We start from the raw sequence: 17489 nt of genomic DNA on the forward strand, positions 1-17489 counted from the left end.
ACATGAAAAGCGCTAAAAAAATCATCCTCGGGTGTGCAGGCCTGGCTGTGCTGGCTGCTGCCGGCTTCTTTGCCAGCACCTACCGCTCGGAAATTGCCCCCCTGCAGACCATTCCGGTGCAGGAATTCACTGCCCAGCAGATTGCCCAGGGCAAGATGCTGGTGACCATGGGTGACTGCGCCGTCTGTCACACGGCCAAGGGCGGTGCGGAGAATGCCGGTGGCTTCCCCATGCCCAGCCCCTTCGGCACCATCTACTCGACCAACATCACGCCGGATCCGGAAACCGGCATTGGCCACTGGTCGTACGAGGCATTCGAGCGGGCCATGCGCCATGGTATCGACCGTGAAGGTCGCCACCTGTACCCTGCCTTCCCGTACACCGCCTTCACCCGCGTGGTGGATGAGGACATGCGTTCCATCTACGCGTATCTGATGTCGCAAGCTCCGGTGAAGAGTGAAGCAGCCAAGACGGATCTGGGCTTTCCGTTCAACATCCGTCAGGGCGTTGCCCTGTGGAACTGGTTGAACCTGACGCCCGGCCCGGTGGCGCCTGTTGCGAACCAGACCCCCGAGTGGAATCGCGGTGCCTATATTGCCGAAGGCCTGGGCCACTGCAGCGCCTGTCACTCGCCGCGCGATTCCTTCGCCGGTGAGAAAAAGGGAATCTTCCACCTGGCTGGCGGCTCCGCCGAAGGCTGGGATGCTCCCGCCCTGACTTCGGCCACCGCCTCGCCCCTGGCCTGGACCAGTGACGATTTGCTGAGCTACTTCCGCACGGGTTATTCCGAGCGCCATGGCGTCGCCGCTGGCCCCATGGCACCGGTGGCCCACGGCCTGGCACAGCTGAGCGATGCCGACTTGCGCGCCCTGACGACCTACATCATGTCGTACAAGGATGAAAAGGCCGCTCCTGGAGATGCCCACGCCTTCGTACAACAGGCCAACGACACGCTGCGCGTGCCGGCCGATGCGGAAGGCTTGCGCATGTTCCAAGGCGCCTGCATGAGCTGCCACAGCGCGGACACCAAGCAGGGACTGCTGGCCGCGACGACGTTCGGCAGCCGCCCGCAAATGGCGCTCAACACCAACATGCACGCGGCCTCGCCGAACAACGCCGTGTTGGCGGTACTGGAAGGCATCCAGACTCCGGCCCATCCCGAACTGGGCACCATGCCTTCGTTCCGCTACACGCTGAGCGACGCGCAGGTTGCCACCATGCTCAACACCATGCGTACCCAGTACGGCCTGCCTGAGTGGCAGAACCTCCAGGCTGCGGTGGCCAAGCTGCGGGCGGACACCGATCCGGCCAAGACCCAGCATTGAGCCGGGTCGTGCCGGCCGCCCTGCCCCACTCCCGGGGCGTGGCGGCCGGCACGGTGTTCCCATTCGGGGATGCACGCCAAGCCCTGACTTTCGGAATCCGCATGAACCACATCGATATCACCGTCCTAGAGCAGCTTCACCGTTGGCGCAGCCAGGGGCTGCACGCCGTGCTGGCCACCGTGGTGCATACCTGGGGCTCATCCCCTCGCCCCGTCGGAGCCATGATGGCGCTGTGTGAAACGGGCCAGACCGTGGGCTCGGTTTCGGGCGGCTGCATCGAGGACGACCTGCTGCAACGCTATACCCGGGCGAGCACTCAGCCGCAGGAACATCACTGCTGGACGCAAACGCCACAACGCGTCGTCTACGGCGTCACCGCCGATGAAGCCCATAGGTTTGGCCTGCCCTGCGGCGGCACGCTGGAACTGGTGCTGGAATTCGATCCCGACGCCAGCGTGCTCCAGCAACTCACCGCGCAACTGCACACGGGTGTTCTGGTGCGCCGCAGCCTGGATCTATCCTCCGGCGCCGTCACTCTCAGCCATACTGCCGCCCCCGAAGAGCTGCGCCTGGATGCGAACGCCCTGCACAATGTACTGGGGCCAGGCTACCGCATGCTGCTGATTGGCGCGGGGGCACTGGCCGAATACCTGGCCACCATGGCCATCTTCAATGGCTTTGTCGTCACCATCTGCGATCCACGCCAGGAATACATGGCCTCGATGCAGATCCAGGGCGTGCAGCGCACCCATGAGATGCCTGACGACGCGGTCACGCTGTTCAAGCCGGATCTGCGCAGCTGCATCATCACTCTCAGCCACGACCCCAAGCTCGATGACATGGCCTTGCTCGAGGCCATGAACAGCCAGGCTTTCTATGTCGGTGCCATCGGCTCCCACCGTAATGCCCAGAGCCGCAGCCAGCGCATGCAGCAGCACTTCGATGTGGACCCTGCCACGATGGAGCGCCTGCACTCTCCAGCCGGCCTGCGCATCGGCAGCAAAACTCCCGCCGAAATCGCGGTGAGCATCATGGCGCAAGTCATTGCCTGCAAGAACAACATCTCGCTGGCCGCTCCCCTTCCCCATCCCGTCGCTGCTTAACGCCCCCGTCCCACCGCAGATTTGAGGTGGAGACGAAGTGCGGCCGGCCAGGTGCGGCCGGCCAGCCCTGGCTAGCGCTTCACTTGCGTGGCAGATTGCGCGCGCGCTGGGTAAGCGCGCGGCGTTGCAGCGATCGGCTGCCGCTGCGCACGGGCGTCTTGTCGGTTGCCGGCGCAGCCTGCTGGGTCGCAGCCAACAAGGCCTTGAGATCGGCCACGCGCTCCTGCGCGGCCTGGGCCGTCTGCTGCGCGCCCAGCAACTGGGTGCGTGCCTGCAGCAACTCCTCTTCCAGCAACTGCTGACGACTTTGCCATTCGGCCAGACGGCCTTCGGACTTGCGCTCCTGTTCGGCCTGGGCTTTCTTGGCGCTGGCCACTTCCTGGCGTGCGCGATCCAGGTCGGTCAGCATGCGGCGCTCGTTGCCGGCGAATTGCTCGGCCAGACGCTGGCGCTCCTGGGCTGCGGCCTGTTGTTCCTCGCTGTGCTCCTTGCGCTCGAGCTCGCGGGCCTTGGCCACGGCCGAGAGTTCGGCGCGCAGGCTGCTGAGCTGGGCTTCACGGTCCTGGGCCAGTTGCTGCATCTCGTCCAGGCGGCGTGACAGCTCCTGGGCCTGGCCCTGGGCGAGCTTCATGGCTTCGTCCATGGCCTGCTTTTGCTGGTGCAGGGCTTTTTCCCGCTGTTCCATGTGCTCCAGGTCGGCCTCGTGCGACAGGCGGCTGGCCTGCAGCTCGGCTTCGCGCTCCTGCAGCGTCTTCTGCGCCACGGCGACGGCTTCCTGCGTGGCGCTGTTCCACAGCTCCTGGGCCAGGCGCAGGACGTTCTCCGGCACGCCGCTTTGCGGGCTGTCCGCCTGGGCCACGCCCAGGCGCTGGCCCAGCGTGGCGAACCAGGATTCGAGCATGGGGCTGACCGTGTTCGGCGAGCCACGGCCGATCTGCTGGCGCACGCGCTCAATCGTCGGGCGCAGGCCCTGGGCAATCAAGGTATCGGCTGCGGCCCAGACATCGGACTCCTGCACGCCTCTGGAAACTTTGGGGCTGTTCATATGTGCATCCTATCTCGATTAGTATCGATAAGAGATTGTTATCGTTAGTTATAAGTTGTGTATGTATTATACGGTACATAATACATATGAAATACTACATACAGTAGAATTATGCCATGCGCCCACCCGTTTCAGCCATGACTCCACCCATTCCCCAGGATTCGGGTGCGCTTGCGCCCGTTTCGTCCGTGCCCATGGCCCCGCGCGGCCCCGATGGCAGCATGCCCGCCCCTTTGTCGGGTGAAGGGCTGGGCCAGGCGGCGCACCAGGCCATGCGCGAGCTGCTGCGTGAAGGTGAATCGCTCAATACGCGCACCAGTTACCAAAGCGCCTTGCGCTACTGGGCGGCCTGGCATGCGCTGCGCTATGGCAGCCAGATCGCCCTGCCCTTGCCCGTCGATCGCGTTCTGCAATTTGTCGTCGACCATGCGCAGCGCAGCACCAGCATGGGCCTGGCCTGCGAGTTGCCCGCGTCCATCGACCAGGCGCTGGTCGATGCGGGCTACAAGTCACGCCTAGGCGCGCCGGCCCACAACACCCTGGTCCACCGCGTATCGGTGCTGTCCAAGGCCCACCAGGTGCGGGAGCTGGCCAACCCCTGCCACGACCCCAAGGTGCGCGAGCTGCTGTCGCGAACCCGCAAGGCTTACGCCAAGCGCGGCGCGCTGCCGCAAAAGAAGGAAGCGTTGACGCGGGATGTATTGGCTTTGTTGCTGGCGACCTGCGATGACAGCCTGCGCGGGCGCCGCGACCGGGCGCTGCTGCTGTTCGCCTGGGCCAGCGGCGGCCGCCGGCGCTCCGAAGTGGCCAGCGCCGACATGCAATTCCTGCGCCGCCTGCCCTCGGGGGATTTTCTCTATACGCTGGCCTATTCCAAGACCAACCAGGCGGGCGTGGACGCGCCCGAAAACCACAAGCCCGTGCTGGGGGCCGCGGCGCAGGCGCTCGAGGCCTGGCTGCAGGCCAGCGGCATACTTCAGGGTGCGATCTTCAGACGCATACGCAAAGGCGGGCACCTGGGCGAGCCCCTGTCGCCGCCGGCCGTGCGCAACATCGTGCGCGAGCGCTGCCAGCTCGCGGGCGTGGAAGGCGATTTTTCCGCCCACTCGCTGCGCTCGGGCTTTGTGACCGAAGCCGGCCGACGCAACGTGCCGCTGGCGGAAACCATGGCCATGACCGGCCACCACAGCGTGGCCACGGTGCTGGGCTATTTCCGCGCCGAATCCGCGCTCAGCAACCAGGCGGCGCGCATGATGGACGGTGAGTGAGCCACGGCCTGCGGTCTTTGCGCTCCTGGTTGCGTGCCCAAAAATAAAAAAAATCTGAATAAATTCCAGGAAAGTATTTTTTTCTTGGGCGAAGTGGCGAAAATCTCCACACGCGCTCCAGAAATCAAATTTCCCCGAGGACGAGATGCCACACCATCGGAAAGTCGGCTACGCGCATTTGCGCCAGGCGCTAGACACCGCCGCTTTCGAATCGGCATGTCCGGCGCGGGTCTATCCCGTACAGAAGTTCGTGCGCCTCGCGGATTGCCTTCAGGTACCAGAACATGCGGCCCCATCGGCCCATGCTGCGCCATTGGAGCATCTGCTGTTTGCACTCAAGCACGAAGACCTTGATCTGCAAGCGGCCATTCTTGCCTTGCGGAAAATCGAAGCGCCTGCCTTGGTGCAGCTGTTCACGCAATCCCCGGGCAGCCGTTACCTGCAGCAAGCCTGCTTCCTCTGGGAACTGGCCAACCGACAAACGCTGGATGCACCCGAGGCCAAAGGAGCCACCCGGCCCTTGTTCGATCCGGACCGGTTTCTGACCGGCCCTTCGCGCAAACACACGCGCTGGCGCGTGGACTTCAACGGCATTGGATCGCCGGATTACTGTCCCACGGTCCGCCTCACACCAGCAATCAAGGCGCTGCTGGCGGAAGACATTCTTGGCCAGGCCCGCGAGTTCATCCAGTCCATGGCGCCCGACATGGTGCAGCGTGCCGTGCGCTGGGCTTATCTGAGCGAGACCGAGGGCTCATTCGCCATCGAGCGTGAAGCGCCCACGGGCAACCGTGCCGAAGCATTCTCACGGCTGTTGTCGCGCGCGCATGAAGAGGTGGAGCTGACGGAAGACTATCTGGTGGAACTGCAAAACCTCACCGTCCAGTCCGCCATGGACCAGGCCGTGCAGTACCGTACGCAGCAGAACTGGCTGCGCCGCGACATGAGCGTCACCTATGTCCCGCCGGCGCCAGAGCATCTGCCTGCGGTGATGAATGGACTGCTGGCGCTCGCCAATCAAAAGGAAACCGGCATCCCGCCGCTGGTAATGGGATCCCTGGTGAGCTTTGGCTTTGTTTTTGCCCACCCTTTCATGGACGGCAATGGGCGCCTTTCGCGCTTTCTGTTCCACAAGATCGCTTGTCGCGACGCCCTCTTGCCCAATGGACTCGTGCTGCCCATCTCCACGGCGATGGCACGGCACGAAGACCGGTATCTGCAAGCACTGTGCTCTTTCTCGGCACTGGCGCGCGAGCTATGGACCGTCGCCAAAGTCTCGGACGTGGAATTTGACTGCCGTTTCGAGGGTGCACCCGAGATCTATCACTACTGGGACGCCAGCGATTGCGTGCAGTTCGGACTGGAGATGGCCAAGGAAGCCCTGCAACACGACTTGCATGAGGAAGTACAGTTCCTGCACCAGTTCGACCGCGTCTACTCGCGCATCAACAAGGCGATGGACATGAACAACAACTTCATGAACCTGTTGGCACGGCTGCTGGTCAAGAACCAGGGAGAACTCTCCGCCAGCAAACGGAAAATGTTCATCGGCAAAGGCTATTCGCCGGAAATACTCGATGAGGCCCAGCGCCTGGCCCAAGCGGCGTTGACGGGAGTGGATGAGGAGTGAACCTGCGAGAGATATCGCAGGGCACACACAGGTGACAGCGCCACAAGAAACAGCCGGAGGAAGACGATGCAGCCCGACGAGATGGACTACAAGATCATGGAGCTCCTCCAGCAGCACGGGCGCAGCAGCGCCAAAGCCGTCTCGGAGAGCGTGAACCTGTCGCCCAGGGCCACCCTGGCGCGGATTCGCGAGCTGGAGGACGGCGGGCATATCCGCGGCTATCACGCCGAACTCAGTCGCGCCGTGCTGGGCGCGCATGTGGCCGTTTTCGCCGAAGTGGCCTTGAAAGACCAGCGGCAGGCGACCGCATCCCTGTTCGAGCAACATGTGACCTCCTGCCCCGAAGTCGTCGCCTGCCACCTGGTGAGCGGGCGTTATGACTATCTGGTGCGCCTGTGCTGCCGCGATCTGTCCCACTACCAGGAGCTGACCAATGCCTGGCTGGACAACCTCACGCTGGGCATAGAGAAAATCGTGACCAGCACGGAGTTGAAGACGGTCAAGGAGTTCAGCGGTTTTCCGGTGGCCATGGCTTCGCGCCGAATGGGCTGAGCAAGCCCGCACCTTCAGCCGTTTCGGCGACTGCCGCGCTGTTTTTGCGCGCTTGTCGTGCGCGCCGGCGCCTAGACTTTGATCAGGGCAGCACCGGTCCAGGCTGCGAAGGACAAGGTCATGACAAAGTACTTGGGCGTTGCGGATCTTCAGCGCATGATTTCAGAACTCAGCGCCGAACGCATGCTGGCGGAGATGGCGCAGTTCATCCGCGAGGACTTCCTGCGCTGGGAGAGCTATCAGAAGTCAGCCCGCACGGCGAACCATTCACCGGATGGCGTGATTGAACTCATGCCCATCTCCGACGCCCAATTTTTCGCATTCAAGTACGTCAACGGCCACCCCAAGAACCCTTTGCGGCAGTTGCCGACCGTGATGGCTTTCGGCGTGCTGGCCGATGTGGCGACGGGTTACCCGCTGTTGCTCAGCGAGCTGACGATTGCGACGGCGCTGCGCACGGCGGCGACATCGGCGCTCGCGGCCAGCCTCTTCGCCCGCGCCGACAGCCGCAGCATGGCGCTCATTGGCAATGGCGCGCAAAGCGAGTTCCAAGCCATTGCCTTCATGGACCAGTTGGGCATACGCGAAATCCGGGCCTATGACATAGACCGCGAAGCAACCGACAAGCTGATGCTGAACCTCGCGCCCTACATTGGCGCGGGCAGGCTGCGGGTGGTGGCCGTGGAATCGGTGCGCGACGCAGTCGCTGGCGCCGACATCATCACCACGCTGACGGCCGACAAGTCCAATGCGACCATCTTGAGCGCCGACATGATCCAGCCTGGCGTGCACATCAACGCGGTCGGTGGCGATTGCCCGGGAAAAACGGAGCTCGACGCCCGCATCCTGGAGATGGGGGCTGTCGCTGTGGAGTTTGAGCCACAAACGCGCATCGAGGGTGAGCTGCAGCAGATGCCGGCGGACTTTCCCGTGCGGGAGCTGTGGAAAGTGCTCCAAGGCGTGCAAAGCGGCAGGACCAGCGACAGCGAAATCACCATCTTCGACTCCGTGGGCTTCGCCCTGGAGGATTTGTCGGCCCTGCGCTACCTCCATGCACAGGCAAACGCCCTGGACATGGGCCAGCACATCGAAATTGTTCCGCGCGTGCACGATCCCAAGGATTTGTACGGCTACGCCATGCACAAGTCGCCGGCCATGTTGATCTCCATCTGAGACCCGCGGCGACGGAGGAAGCCATGAAAACACTCGATATCGCGAGCGCTGTCATCGGTGAAGGCGCCAAGGATGGGGGCTGCAAGTACGGTGCCAGCGCACTGCTCAAATCCGGCATGGTGCAGTCCCTCGCCCGCGCCGGGCGCTCGGTCCAGACGCTCGCGGCCGTGACAGCCGATCCCATGAGCGCGCGCGACCGCATGGACGTCGTTGCCCGGTTCAGCCGCGAGCATGCCGAAACCGTATTGCGCGCGGTGCGCGGTGGCAGGCAACTGCTGGTGCTGGGTGGCGATCACTCTTGCGCCATAGGCACCTGGAGCGGCGCGGCCCAGGCGCTTGCGCTCAAGGGGCGCCTGGGTCTGATCTGGGTGGACGCGCATCTGGATGCCCATACGCCACAGACGTCGGAATCCCAAGCGCCCCATGGCATGCCGCTGGCGGCGTTGCTGGGCCACGGCAGCGCTGCATTCACTGAAATCTTCGGCTGGTCTGGAAAGCTGAACCCCGAGAACGTGGTCGTCATCGGTGTGCGCAGCTATGAACCCGCCGAGCGTGCGCTGCTCGAGGCCCTCGGGGTGCGCATCATCTATATGGAGGAAGTCGCACGCCGCGGCTTTGCACCGTGCTTCGCCGAAGCCAAGGCCGCTGTCACCAGCGGCTGTGCGGCCTGGGGCGTCAGCTTTGATGTGGACGGCCTGGATCCCGAGGAGGCGCCCGCGACCGGCACGCCCGTGGACAACGGCATTCCGCTTGACCAGGCCATGGCGGCGCTGAGCCTGTGCCGCGACGATCCGCGCTTCATCGCCCTGGAAATTGCCGAATACAACCCGCTCAAGGACTTCGGTGGAAAGACCGCGCGGGCCGTTCATGCGCTGGCCGTGGCGGGCTTGGGCCTGGGCGTTCCGGTACCGGCCGAGGACCTGGTCTCCTGAGGCAGACTGCTCAGCCCCGCTGGGTTGGTCTTTTATCTTGAATTATTCGATGATGATGATCATCCGTTTTTCCCGCCATCCCCTTGACGCTCAAGAGCGCGGCCGCCGATGTGGCGCTGCGCAAGATCAAAGACCTGGGCTTGCTGGCGATCGCCGTTTTCGAACGCCTACAGCGCCATGGTGGGCCACGCGGTGACCCAGCGCGGGGCCTGGCTCAAGCACAAAGTGAATCTGGAACCCGGCGCCGCGGGCTCCGTGCTGCATCCCGCCAAGGACTGAACGCAGGCCCTACTGCTCCAGGGCCTTTTGCTTAATTAAATTGTGCACAATTTAATTGTCGGCAATAATCAACCCATGCCTCACGCCACCACGTTCTCCGGCGATCACGCCCTGAAGCTCGACAAGCAGCTGTGTTTCGCACTGTATTCGGCTTCGCTGGCCATGACCAAGCTTTACAAGCCACTGCTCAAACCATTGGGACTCACCTACCCCCAATATCTGGTCATGCTGGTACTCTGGGAAAAAGACGACTGCATGGTTTCGGAATTGGGCGAACGGCTGTTCCTGGACTCCGGCACGCTGACCCCGCTGCTCAAACGCATGGAAGCATCGGGCTGGCTGCAACGCCAGCGCGATGCCGCGGACGAACGGCGCGTGCGCATTGCATTGACTCCTGCAGGCCTGGCCCTGCGACAGGACGTGGCCCACATTCCCGCATGCCTGCTGCAGAAAACCCCTTGCACGCTCACAGAGCTGCAGGCCTTGACGCAGCAACTGCAACAACTGCGCGACCATCTGGGCGCGCATGTTTCCCCCGCTTCAACCTGAAGCGTTTTCACTCTCGAAGGAGCTCACAGCATGGCCTCATTGGACAAAGTTCTCTACACCGCTCGCACCCACACCACGGGCGGCCGTGACGGCGCGGCAAGCAGTGACGACGCACGCCTGGACATCAGCCTGTCGTCGCCCGGCGGCGCCGGCAAAGGCACCAACCCCGAGCAACTGTTCGCGGCGGGCTACTCGGCCTGCTTCATCGGCGCCATGAAGGCGGTGGCCGCACGGCAGAAATTGACGCTGCCGCAAGACCTGTCCGTGGATGCCGAAGTGGATCTGGGCCCCGTGGGCCAGGCATTCGGCATCGCCGTGCGCATGACCATCCACCTGCCAGGCATGGACAAAGCCCAGGCCCAGCAATTGGTGGATGCCGCCCACCAGGTCTGCCCCTACTCCAATGCCACACGCGGCAACATCGACGTGACCCTGACCCTGGGTTAAACCGTCAAGCCTGGCTGCGGCGAATGGGCATGCCCAGTTTGCGCAGCAGCTGGTTGTCGGCTTCGACCTCGGGGTTGCCGGTCACCAGCAGCTTGTCGCCATAGAAGATGGAGTTGGCGCCTGCCAAAAAGCACAGCGCCTGCACCGCTTCACCCATTTGCTGCCGGCCTGCCGACATGCGCACCCGGGCACGCGGCATGGTGATGCGGCAGGCCGCAATCACGCGCACGAAATCCAGCGGATCGACTGGCGGGCTGTCGGCCAGCGGCGTTCCCGGAACCGCGACCAGGCTGTTGATGGGCACGGATTCGGGATAAGGCTGGAGGTTGGCCAGTTGGGCAATCAGGCCGGCACGGTGCACGGGCGCTTCGCCCATGCCGACGATGCCGCCGCAGCAGACGCTGATGCCCGCCTGGCGCACGGCCTGCAAGGTGTCGAGCCGGTCCTGATAGCTGCGCGTGCTGACCACGTCGGTGTAGTACTCGGGAGCGGTATCGAGGTTGTGGTTGTAGTAGTCCAGCCCGGCCTGCTTCAAGGCCTCGGCCTGGTGGTTTTGCAGCATGCCCAGCGTGGCGCAGGTCTGCATGCCCAGCCCTTTGACGGTTTCTATCAAGGTCGCCATTTTTTCGATGTCGCGGTCCTTGGGTGCACGCCAGGCAGCGCCCATGCAAAAGCGCGTCGCACCCGCATCCTTGGCGGCCTGGGCCGCGACCCGGACTTCCTCCACCCCCATGAGTTTTTGCGCGCTGACGCCCGTGTCGAACTCCGCCGACTGCGGGCAATAGCCGCAGTTTTCCGGGCAACCGCCGGTCTTCACCGACAGCAGCGTGGCGAGCTCCATATCGCCTTCGGGCCAATGTGCACGGTGCACGGCCTGGGCACGCCACAGCAGTTCAAGAAAAGGACTGTCCAGCAGCGCCTGCACGGAATCGGGCGTCCATTCATGGGGCTCGGACGGCGCCAGGTCCCGATTGGCAACCGGGGCATGGAAATGGAGGGGCTGGGCTGCATCGTTGGCAGACGGGCTCAAGACACTCAATGGGCTCATGTTGATCACTCCTGGGGCGGGCTGCTGGCGGAAGGCCGGCAAGCCATGGCAGCGATTGTGGGAGGCAAATTCCCTCGCGTGATGCTTCGTGCCTGCAAATAAATCAAGAAAAAACGATGTCGGCAAATGAGTGCAAATTGCTTTATTTATCGCCGACGATAATAGTAATTTCGAAGAACTTGGATGGAGTGCAAAAACTCGACAGCATCCTGCCGGCTGCTGCACGCAACGCACGCCAACTCCGCTGCAAACCATGGCGGACATGACCGTGTTTGAGCGAAGCTGAAGCCCAAGGCGTTCTGTCATCTGTACGCGCTATGCTCGCGGCTGCCCAATGCCGCCTCCGCACAGGCATTGCCCCCGTCTTGCCTGCTTTTTCCTGGATGCCGCCCTCTTCTTCACCGCCACCTTCTTCGGCGCGCCCCATGCCCCAGGGCAGCGCGATGGAAGTTTTCCTGGCTTTTCTCAAGCTGGGCCTGACCGCATTCGGCGGGCCGGTAGCCCATTTGGGCTACTTTCGCGTGGAATTCGTCGAGCGCCGCCGATGGATCGATGACAGCGCCTATGCCGATCTGGTCGCGCTGTGCCAGTTTCTGCCCGGACCGGCGAGCAGCCAGGTCGGCTTTGCGCTGGGCTTGGGACGTGCGGGCTGGCCTGGTGCCTTGGCGGCCTGGCTGGGCTTTACCCTGCCGTCGGCCGTGGTGCTGATGCTGTTTGCCTTGGGTATCCAGCGCTGGAGTGGGCTGGCCCAGTCAGGCGCTGTGCAAGGCCTCAAATTGGCGGCGGTCGCCGTGGTGGCGCAGGCGGTATGGGGCATGGCCAGGACTTTGTGCCCGGACCGCCCCAGAGCGGGTCTGGCCATTGCCGCCGCCCTGCTCGCGCTGGCCATTCCTTCCGCGCTGGGCCAGCTTGCGGCCATTGCCGCGGCCGGCATGGCAGGCCTGTGGTGGCTCAAGCCCCAGGCCTTGCCTGCGTCCACGCCGCGCCATCCCGGCCTGGGCAAGACGGCGGGCGCGGTGCTGCTGCTGGTGTTCACCGTGCTTTTGTTGCTGTCCCTGGCCCTGGCGGCAGGGTCGTCGCTGCTGGCGCAGTTCGCGACCTTCTACCAGGCGGGCGCGCTGGTGTTTGGCGGCGGGCATGTGGTGCTGGCGCTATTGCAAGCCGGCGTGGTGCCACCGGGCTGGATCACGAACGATGCGTTCATCGCCGGCTACGGCCTGGCCCAGGCCGTGCCCGGGCCGCTGTTTGCCTTTGCGGCCTATCTTGGCGCGCTGATGCCTGCGCCCATGGGCGGCTGGGTGGGCGGCATGGCGCTGCTGGTGGCCATCTTCTTGCCGGGACTGCTGCTAGTGCTCGGCGCCTTGCCCTTTTGGGAGGCATTGCGCCAGCTTCGTCCCGTGCAGCGCGCCATGGCCGGCGCCAATGCGGCCGTGGTCGGCTTGCTGCTCGCCGCGCTGTACGACCCGCTGTGGATCAACGCCATCCATTCACGTCTGGATTTCGGCATCGCCCTGGCGGCTTTCGGCCTGCTGGCTTATGGCCGACAGTCACCGCTGCGCGTGGTGGCCTTGTCGGCCCTTGCTGGCTGGGCGCTGCTCTGAACGCTCAGCCCAGGGCGGCGATCACGTCCGCGGGTGCCTGGACCAGCTCGATCAGCACGCCTTCGCCGGCGATGGGAAATTCCTCGTTGCTCTTGGGGTGCAGAAAGCAGATGTCGTAACCGGCAGCGCCGGGGCGAATGCCGCCGGGCGCAAAGCGCACGCCCTGCGCGGTGAGCCACTGCACGGCCAGCGGCAGGTCGTCGATCCACAGGCCGATGTGGTTGAGCGGCGTGGTGTGCACGGCCGGCTTCTTGTCCAGATCGAGCGGCTGCATGATGTCGACTTCGACTTTCATCGCGCCGCGGCCCATGGACAGGATGTCTTCGTCGACGTTCTCACGCTCGCTTTGGAAGGTGCCGGTCTGCTCCAGCCCCAGCATGTCGACCCAGAGCTTCTTCATGCGCTGCTTGTCCGTACCGCCAATCGCGACCTGCTGGATGCCCAATACCTTGAATGGGCGTTGTGATGCTGTCATGCCTTGTTGCTCCTGGTTGTATGTCGGGAAGCCCATGGGGGGCTTGCCCGTTATTTTCGTGCATCACCGGCGCGGTGCGCGCAAAACAGGTAGGGATCACTACCTACCAGGACCTGTGTCAGCGCTTGAGGAATTTGGCCACGCCCTGATGAAAGGACGCGCTCGCGTAGACCGCGTGCACCAGGTCGTCGTCTTCCAGGCTTTGCTCTATGACGATACGGCGCAGGCTTTCCTTGACCGCGTGTTGCGTCACACCCGACAGCGCCATCAGCCGCTCGGCCAGCGCATGCGCGCGTTCGGTCAGTTGCTCGGGGGCGCAGGCTTCGTAGACAAAGCCGCAGTCCAGCACTTCCGTTGCATCCAGGTATTCGGCCAGCAGCAGCATTTTCTTGACGCGCGGCACGCCCAGGGCGGCCTGCAGGCGCGCGATGTTGCGCGACGACAAGGTATTGGACAGCGTCTTGGCAATCGGTGCGCCAAAGCGCGAGCCGTTGCTGCACAGACGAAAGTCGCAGGCCGTGGCCAGGGCCAGGCCGCCGCCCACGGCCCAGCCGTCGATCACCGCGATGGTGGGCACGGCAATGCGCTCTACCGTATCGATCACCTTCTCCACAAAGGCTTCATAGGCGATGCCCTGCTCTCCGCGCTGGAAGTCGGCGAAATGCGCGATGTCCGTGCCGGAAATGAAGGACTTGCCGCCCGCGCCGCGAAACAGGATGGCGCGGACCTGGGAATTGCGGCCGCACTCGGCAATGCATTCGAGCAGCGACTCGTACATGCCTTGCGTCATGGCGTTGTGGCGCTCGGGGCGGTGGATGGTGATTTCCGCCGCGCCCGAAGCCTGGATGCTGAGTTGGACCAGATCGCTCATGCGGACAGCGCGTAGATTTCGGCCATGATTTCCTCGTTGTGCTCGCCCAGCAGCGGCGGGTGGCGGCGCACCTGCTGGGGCGTGCCCAGCATCTTGACGGGAAAGCCGATGTTCTTGACCTTGCCTTCGATCGGGTGGTCGATCTCCATGCACATCTTGCGGTGCGTGCCGTGCTCGCCTTCGAAGGCCTGGGGATAGGTCAGCAGCGGGCCGGCCGGAATGCCGGCTTCGAGCATGGTGTCCACCCAGTCTTCGCTGTCCTTCTGGGCAAAGCTCTTTTCGAGCTCGATGATCAGGGCTTCGCGGTTTTTCAGGCGCAAGGCCACGGTGGCGTAGTCCGCGTGCTCGACCAGGTCGGCACGTTCCAGCAGTGCGCACAGCTTGGCCCAGAGCTTCTGGTTGGTGGCGCCCATCACGAAGTAGCCGTCGCGCGCTTTCACTGCCTGGTAAGGCGCGCTCATCTTGTTGCTGGTGCCCAATGGCGACGGCGGCACGCCCGTGCCCCAGTAGTCGGACATGTCCCAGATCGAGAACGCCATGGCCGAGTCGAACAGCGAGGCATCGATGTGCTGGCCCACGCCGGACTTCTGCGCGCCGATGTAGGCCGACAGCAGGCCGTAGGTGGCGAACAGCGCGCAGCCGATATCGGCCACGGGCACGCCGGCCTTGACCGGCTTTTCGCCCTTGTAGCCCGTCACGCTCATCACGCCCGACATGGCCTGGGCCATCAGGTCAAAACCGGGACGCGAAGCCCAGGGACCGCTCTGACCGAAGCCCGAAATGCTCACGTAGACGATCTTCGGGTTGATCTTGCGAATCGTCTCGTAGTCGATCTTCATGCGCTGCACGGCGCCCGGACGGTAGTTCTCGACGATCACGTCGGCTGTCTCGGCCAGCTTGTAGAAGAACTCGCGGCCTTCGTCGCTCTTGAGGTCCAGCGTCAGCGAGCGCTTGTTGCGGTTCATGTTCAAGAAGCCCATGCTGTCCGGGCCTTTCATCTTGAAGCCCATGGCGCCACGGGTCTGGTCGCCCGTGGGCGGCTCAACCTTGATCACGTCGGCGCCCAGATCGGCCAGCAGCATGCAGGCAAACGGGCCGGCCATCACCTGGCTCACATCGAGCACGCGAATGCCTTGCAGCGGCAGGTTGGATTGTTGTTGTTCCATTTCAGCTCTCCTCAGTCACTTTGGCGGTGCGAACCACTTCGCCCCACTTCTTGTATTCCGTCGCCATGAAGGCCGCGAATTTCTCGACCGAGCCGCCACCGTCCTCGACGCCAAAGCCGTCAAAGCGCGCGACCACGTCGGGCATGGCCAGCACCTTGTTGATGTCGGCATTGAGTTGCTTGGCCATTGCCTTGGACATGTCCTTGGGGCCGACCAGGCCGTACCAGCTCGAGGCATCAAAGCCTTTGAAGCCCTGCTCGTCCATGGTGGTGACTTCGGGGAAGCCTTTGGCCCGGTTCACACGGGTCTGGGCGATGGCGTTCATCTTCTTGGCCTTGACCTGGGCCGTGGCCGCCGTCATGGTGTCGAAGCTGAAATCGATCTGGCCGCCGATCAGGTCGGTCTGCATGGGGCCCGAGCCCTTGTAAGGCACATGGATGGTCTGCACGCCGGCGGCCATGTTGAACATTTCCGCAGCCAGGTGCTGGACCGAGCCCGTGCCCGACGAGCCGAAACTGATCTTGCCGGGGTTCTTCTTGCACAGCTCGACCACTTCCTTGACCGAGGCGTAGCTGTTCTTGCTGCTGGTCACGAGGACGTGGGGCGTGGCGCCGATCAGCACGATGGGCGTGAAGTCCTTGAGCGGGTCGTAAGTGATGCTCTTGAAGATCTGCGGCGAGATGGCGTGGGTGTTGACGTGGGCCATGAGCAGCGTCAGGCCGTCATGGAAGCGGGTCTTGGCGAAATAGTCGGCGGCAAGCGCACCGGTCGCGCCAGGCTTGTTCTCGACGATCACCGATCGGCCCCACATTTCCGTGAGCTTCTGGCCCACGATGCGGGCGAAGACGTCGGTACCGCCGCCAGGCGCCCAGCCCACGAGGATCTTGATGGGGCCCTTGGGCAGTTCAGTGGCCATGGACCAGGGCGCAGCCAGTGCCGCGGCACTGCCGGCGATGAATTCGCGACGTTTCATGTGTGTCTCCTGCGTATCGTTGTTGTGGGAGAAATGTCGCCGAGCGCGAACCCGGCGGCAAGATCGCAAGCAACATGCCTGGCTTCGTGGTTTGCGAAACCTGACTCCAACGGATACGAGAAAACGAAAGGCAACCGTCCCCGGCGTCAGCCGCTCAGGGGGGACTCAGTAACTCAGCGACGACGTTGCGCAGGGTCTGTTCCTGGGCCCGCCCCTGGACGCTGGACAGCACATAGGAGCGCTGATGCCAGTCACCGATCAAGGGCGAACTGCCGATGGCCGGCTCGGGATGCAGGCTGGACAGCACGGCGGGCGGCATCAAGCCCACGCCCAGACCGTGGCGCACCAGCGCGAGCATGGTGTCGAAACCGCTGACGGTCAGCAGCTTGCCCATGGCCCTGCCCTGGCGCTGGTGCAGGCGTTGCAAACTGCCCAGAATGGCCGAGCCCTGGCCCAGGCTGACCAGAGGGCAGTCCAGCAGCGTGGCTGTCTCCAGCGGCGCGCCCTGGAAAGCAAAGTGGTCGTGCCTGTAGACGGCCACCAACTCGTCCGAGTGGTAATCGAACTTCTCCATGTCGATGAAGCCGCTCTTCTTCTCATAGATGCCGATATCTATGACCTTGTCGCGCAGCAGTTGCTGGATGCTCTTGCTGTTCTCCTCGATGATTTGCAGCGTGATCTGCGGGTACTTGCCGCGAATCAGTGCCAGGTCGCGGGCCAGGAATTCGATGATGGCCGCCTTGGGCGCGCCAATGATGATGCGGCCGTCCTGGCCTTCGCGCATGGCATGGGCGTCGCCCTCCAGGCGCGCGATCAGGCTGTCGATCTGGCGGATGTGGGCCAGCAGCTTGGTGCCCGACTCGGTGACCTTGACGCCATGGGGCACGCGCTTGAACAAGGGCGCGCCCAGTTGCCGCTCCAGGTCCGTGAGGCGCTTGGAAGCGGCGGCCACGGCCAGGTTGAGCTTGTCGGCAGCCCGCGAAATGCTGCCTTCTTCGGCGACGGCCAATGCCAGCTGGACCGTGGTCGTATCTATTTTCATGGCTGCATTA

17 protein-coding genes are annotated in these 17489 nt (G+C 63.8%); 10 read left to right on the forward strand and 7 right to left on the reverse strand.

Annotated features, from left to right (window positions below; genetic code table 11):
- Positions 1 to 2: 2 nt before the first annotated feature.
- Both N0K08_RS14635 and N0K08_RS14640 read left to right on the forward strand, forming a co-directional pair.
- Complete coding sequence (locus tag N0K08_RS14635) at positions 3 to 1325, forward strand: c-type cytochrome (protein ID WP_261501128.1); 1323 nt, start codon at positions 3 to 5, stop codon at positions 1323 to 1325.
- Positions 1326 to 1426: 101 nt separating this feature from the next.
- The gene (locus tag N0K08_RS14640; protein WP_261501129.1) at positions 1427 to 2428 is read left to right on the forward strand and encodes an XdhC family protein; all 1002 of its coding nucleotides are present in this window, start codon (positions 1427 to 1429) and stop codon (positions 2426 to 2428) included.
- 79 nt (positions 2429 to 2507) lie between these two features.
- Here the strand turns inward: N0K08_RS14640 and N0K08_RS14645 are convergent, their stop codons facing one another.
- The gene (locus N0K08_RS14645; protein ID WP_261501130.1) at positions 2508 to 3473 is read right to left on the reverse strand and encodes a DNA-binding protein; all 966 of its coding nucleotides are present in this window, start codon (positions 3471 to 3473) and stop codon (positions 2508 to 2510) included.
- 221 nt (positions 3474 to 3694) lie between these two features.
- On the opposite strand from N0K08_RS14645, the gene N0K08_RS14650 reads away from it, so the two are divergent.
- The 7 genes from N0K08_RS14650 (at position 3695) to N0K08_RS14680 (ending at position 10303) form a co-directional block, all read left to right on the forward strand.
- Positions 3695 to 4741, forward strand: a complete 1047-nt coding sequence (locus N0K08_RS14650) for a site-specific integrase (protein WP_261501533.1) — start codon at positions 3695 to 3697, stop codon at positions 4739 to 4741.
- Between the two features lie 145 nt (positions 4742 to 4886).
- Positions 4887 to 6371, forward strand: a complete 1485-nt coding sequence (locus N0K08_RS14655) for a Fic family protein (protein ID WP_261501131.1) — start codon at positions 4887 to 4889, stop codon at positions 6369 to 6371.
- A gap of 66 nt (positions 6372 to 6437) precedes the next feature.
- A complete protein-coding gene (locus tag N0K08_RS14660; protein WP_261501132.1) occupies positions 6438 to 6923 on the forward strand; it encodes an Lrp/AsnC family transcriptional regulator in 486 nt (161 codons plus the stop codon).
- Positions 6924 to 7043: 120 nt separating this feature from the next.
- Positions 7044 to 8096 (forward strand): ornithine cyclodeaminase, encoded by a 1053-nt coding sequence (locus N0K08_RS14665; protein WP_261501133.1) that lies wholly within the window; start codon positions 7044 to 7046, stop codon positions 8094 to 8096.
- Between the two features lie 23 nt (positions 8097 to 8119).
- Positions 8120 to 9028, forward strand: coding sequence for an arginase (locus N0K08_RS14670; RefSeq protein ID WP_261501134.1), 909 nt, complete (start codon positions 8120 to 8122; stop codon positions 9026 to 9028).
- Positions 9029 to 9382: 354 nt separating this feature from the next.
- Positions 9383 to 9856, forward strand: coding sequence for a MarR family winged helix-turn-helix transcriptional regulator (locus N0K08_RS14675; protein ID WP_261501135.1), 474 nt, complete (start codon positions 9383 to 9385; stop codon positions 9854 to 9856).
- Between the two features lie 30 nt (positions 9857 to 9886).
- Positions 9887 to 10303: an organic hydroperoxide resistance protein gene (locus N0K08_RS14680; RefSeq protein WP_261501136.1), complete on the forward strand. Its 417-nt coding sequence runs from the start codon at positions 9887 to 9889 to the stop codon at positions 10301 to 10303.
- 4 nt (positions 10304 to 10307) lie between these two features.
- Here N0K08_RS14680 and bioB read toward each other — a convergent pair whose 3' ends face one another.
- Positions 10308 to 11351, reverse strand: coding sequence for a biotin synthase BioB (gene bioB / locus N0K08_RS14685; RefSeq protein WP_261501137.1), 1044 nt, complete (start codon positions 11349 to 11351; stop codon positions 10308 to 10310).
- Positions 11352 to 11776: 425 nt separating this feature from the next.
- On the opposite strand from bioB, the gene chrA reads away from it, so the two are divergent.
- On the forward strand, positions 11777 to 12952 hold the full coding sequence (gene chrA, locus N0K08_RS14690) for a chromate efflux transporter (protein ID WP_261501138.1): 1176 nt from the start codon (positions 11777 to 11779) through the stop codon (positions 12950 to 12952).
- Positions 12953 to 12956: 4 nt separating this feature from the next.
- On the opposite strand, the gene N0K08_RS14695 is transcribed toward chrA, so the two are convergent.
- The 5 genes from N0K08_RS14695 to N0K08_RS14715 form a co-directional block, all read right to left on the reverse strand.
- Positions 12957 to 13427 carry a VOC family protein gene (locus N0K08_RS14695; protein WP_261501139.1) on the reverse strand — a complete coding sequence of 157 codons (471 nt, stop codon included), beginning with the start codon at positions 13425 to 13427 and terminating at the stop codon, positions 12957 to 12959.
- Positions 13428 to 13545: 118 nt separating this feature from the next.
- The gene (locus N0K08_RS14700; RefSeq protein ID WP_261501140.1) at positions 13546 to 14298 is read right to left on the reverse strand and encodes an enoyl-CoA hydratase; all 753 of its coding nucleotides are present in this window, start codon (positions 14296 to 14298) and stop codon (positions 13546 to 13548) included.
- Positions 14295 to 15464, reverse strand: coding sequence for a CaiB/BaiF CoA transferase family protein (locus tag N0K08_RS14705; protein WP_261501141.1), 1170 nt, complete (start codon positions 15462 to 15464; stop codon positions 14295 to 14297). Before N0K08_RS14705 ends, N0K08_RS14700 begins: the two co-directional genes overlap by 4 nt.
- Before the next feature lies 1 nt (position 15465).
- Positions 15466 to 16437 (reverse strand): Bug family tripartite tricarboxylate transporter substrate binding protein, encoded by a 972-nt coding sequence (locus N0K08_RS14710; RefSeq protein ID WP_261501142.1) that lies wholly within the window; start codon positions 16435 to 16437, stop codon positions 15466 to 15468.
- 154 nt (positions 16438 to 16591) lie between these two features.
- The gene (locus N0K08_RS14715; RefSeq protein ID WP_261501143.1) at positions 16592 to 17479 is read right to left on the reverse strand and encodes a LysR family transcriptional regulator; all 888 of its coding nucleotides are present in this window, start codon (positions 17477 to 17479) and stop codon (positions 16592 to 16594) included.
- Positions 17480 to 17489: the final 10 nt, after the last annotated feature.

The sequence above is a fragment of the Acidovorax bellezanensis genome (assembly GCF_025421555.1).
Lineage (GTDB): Bacteria > Pseudomonadota > Gammaproteobacteria > Burkholderiales > Burkholderiaceae_C > Comamonas > Comamonas bellezanensis.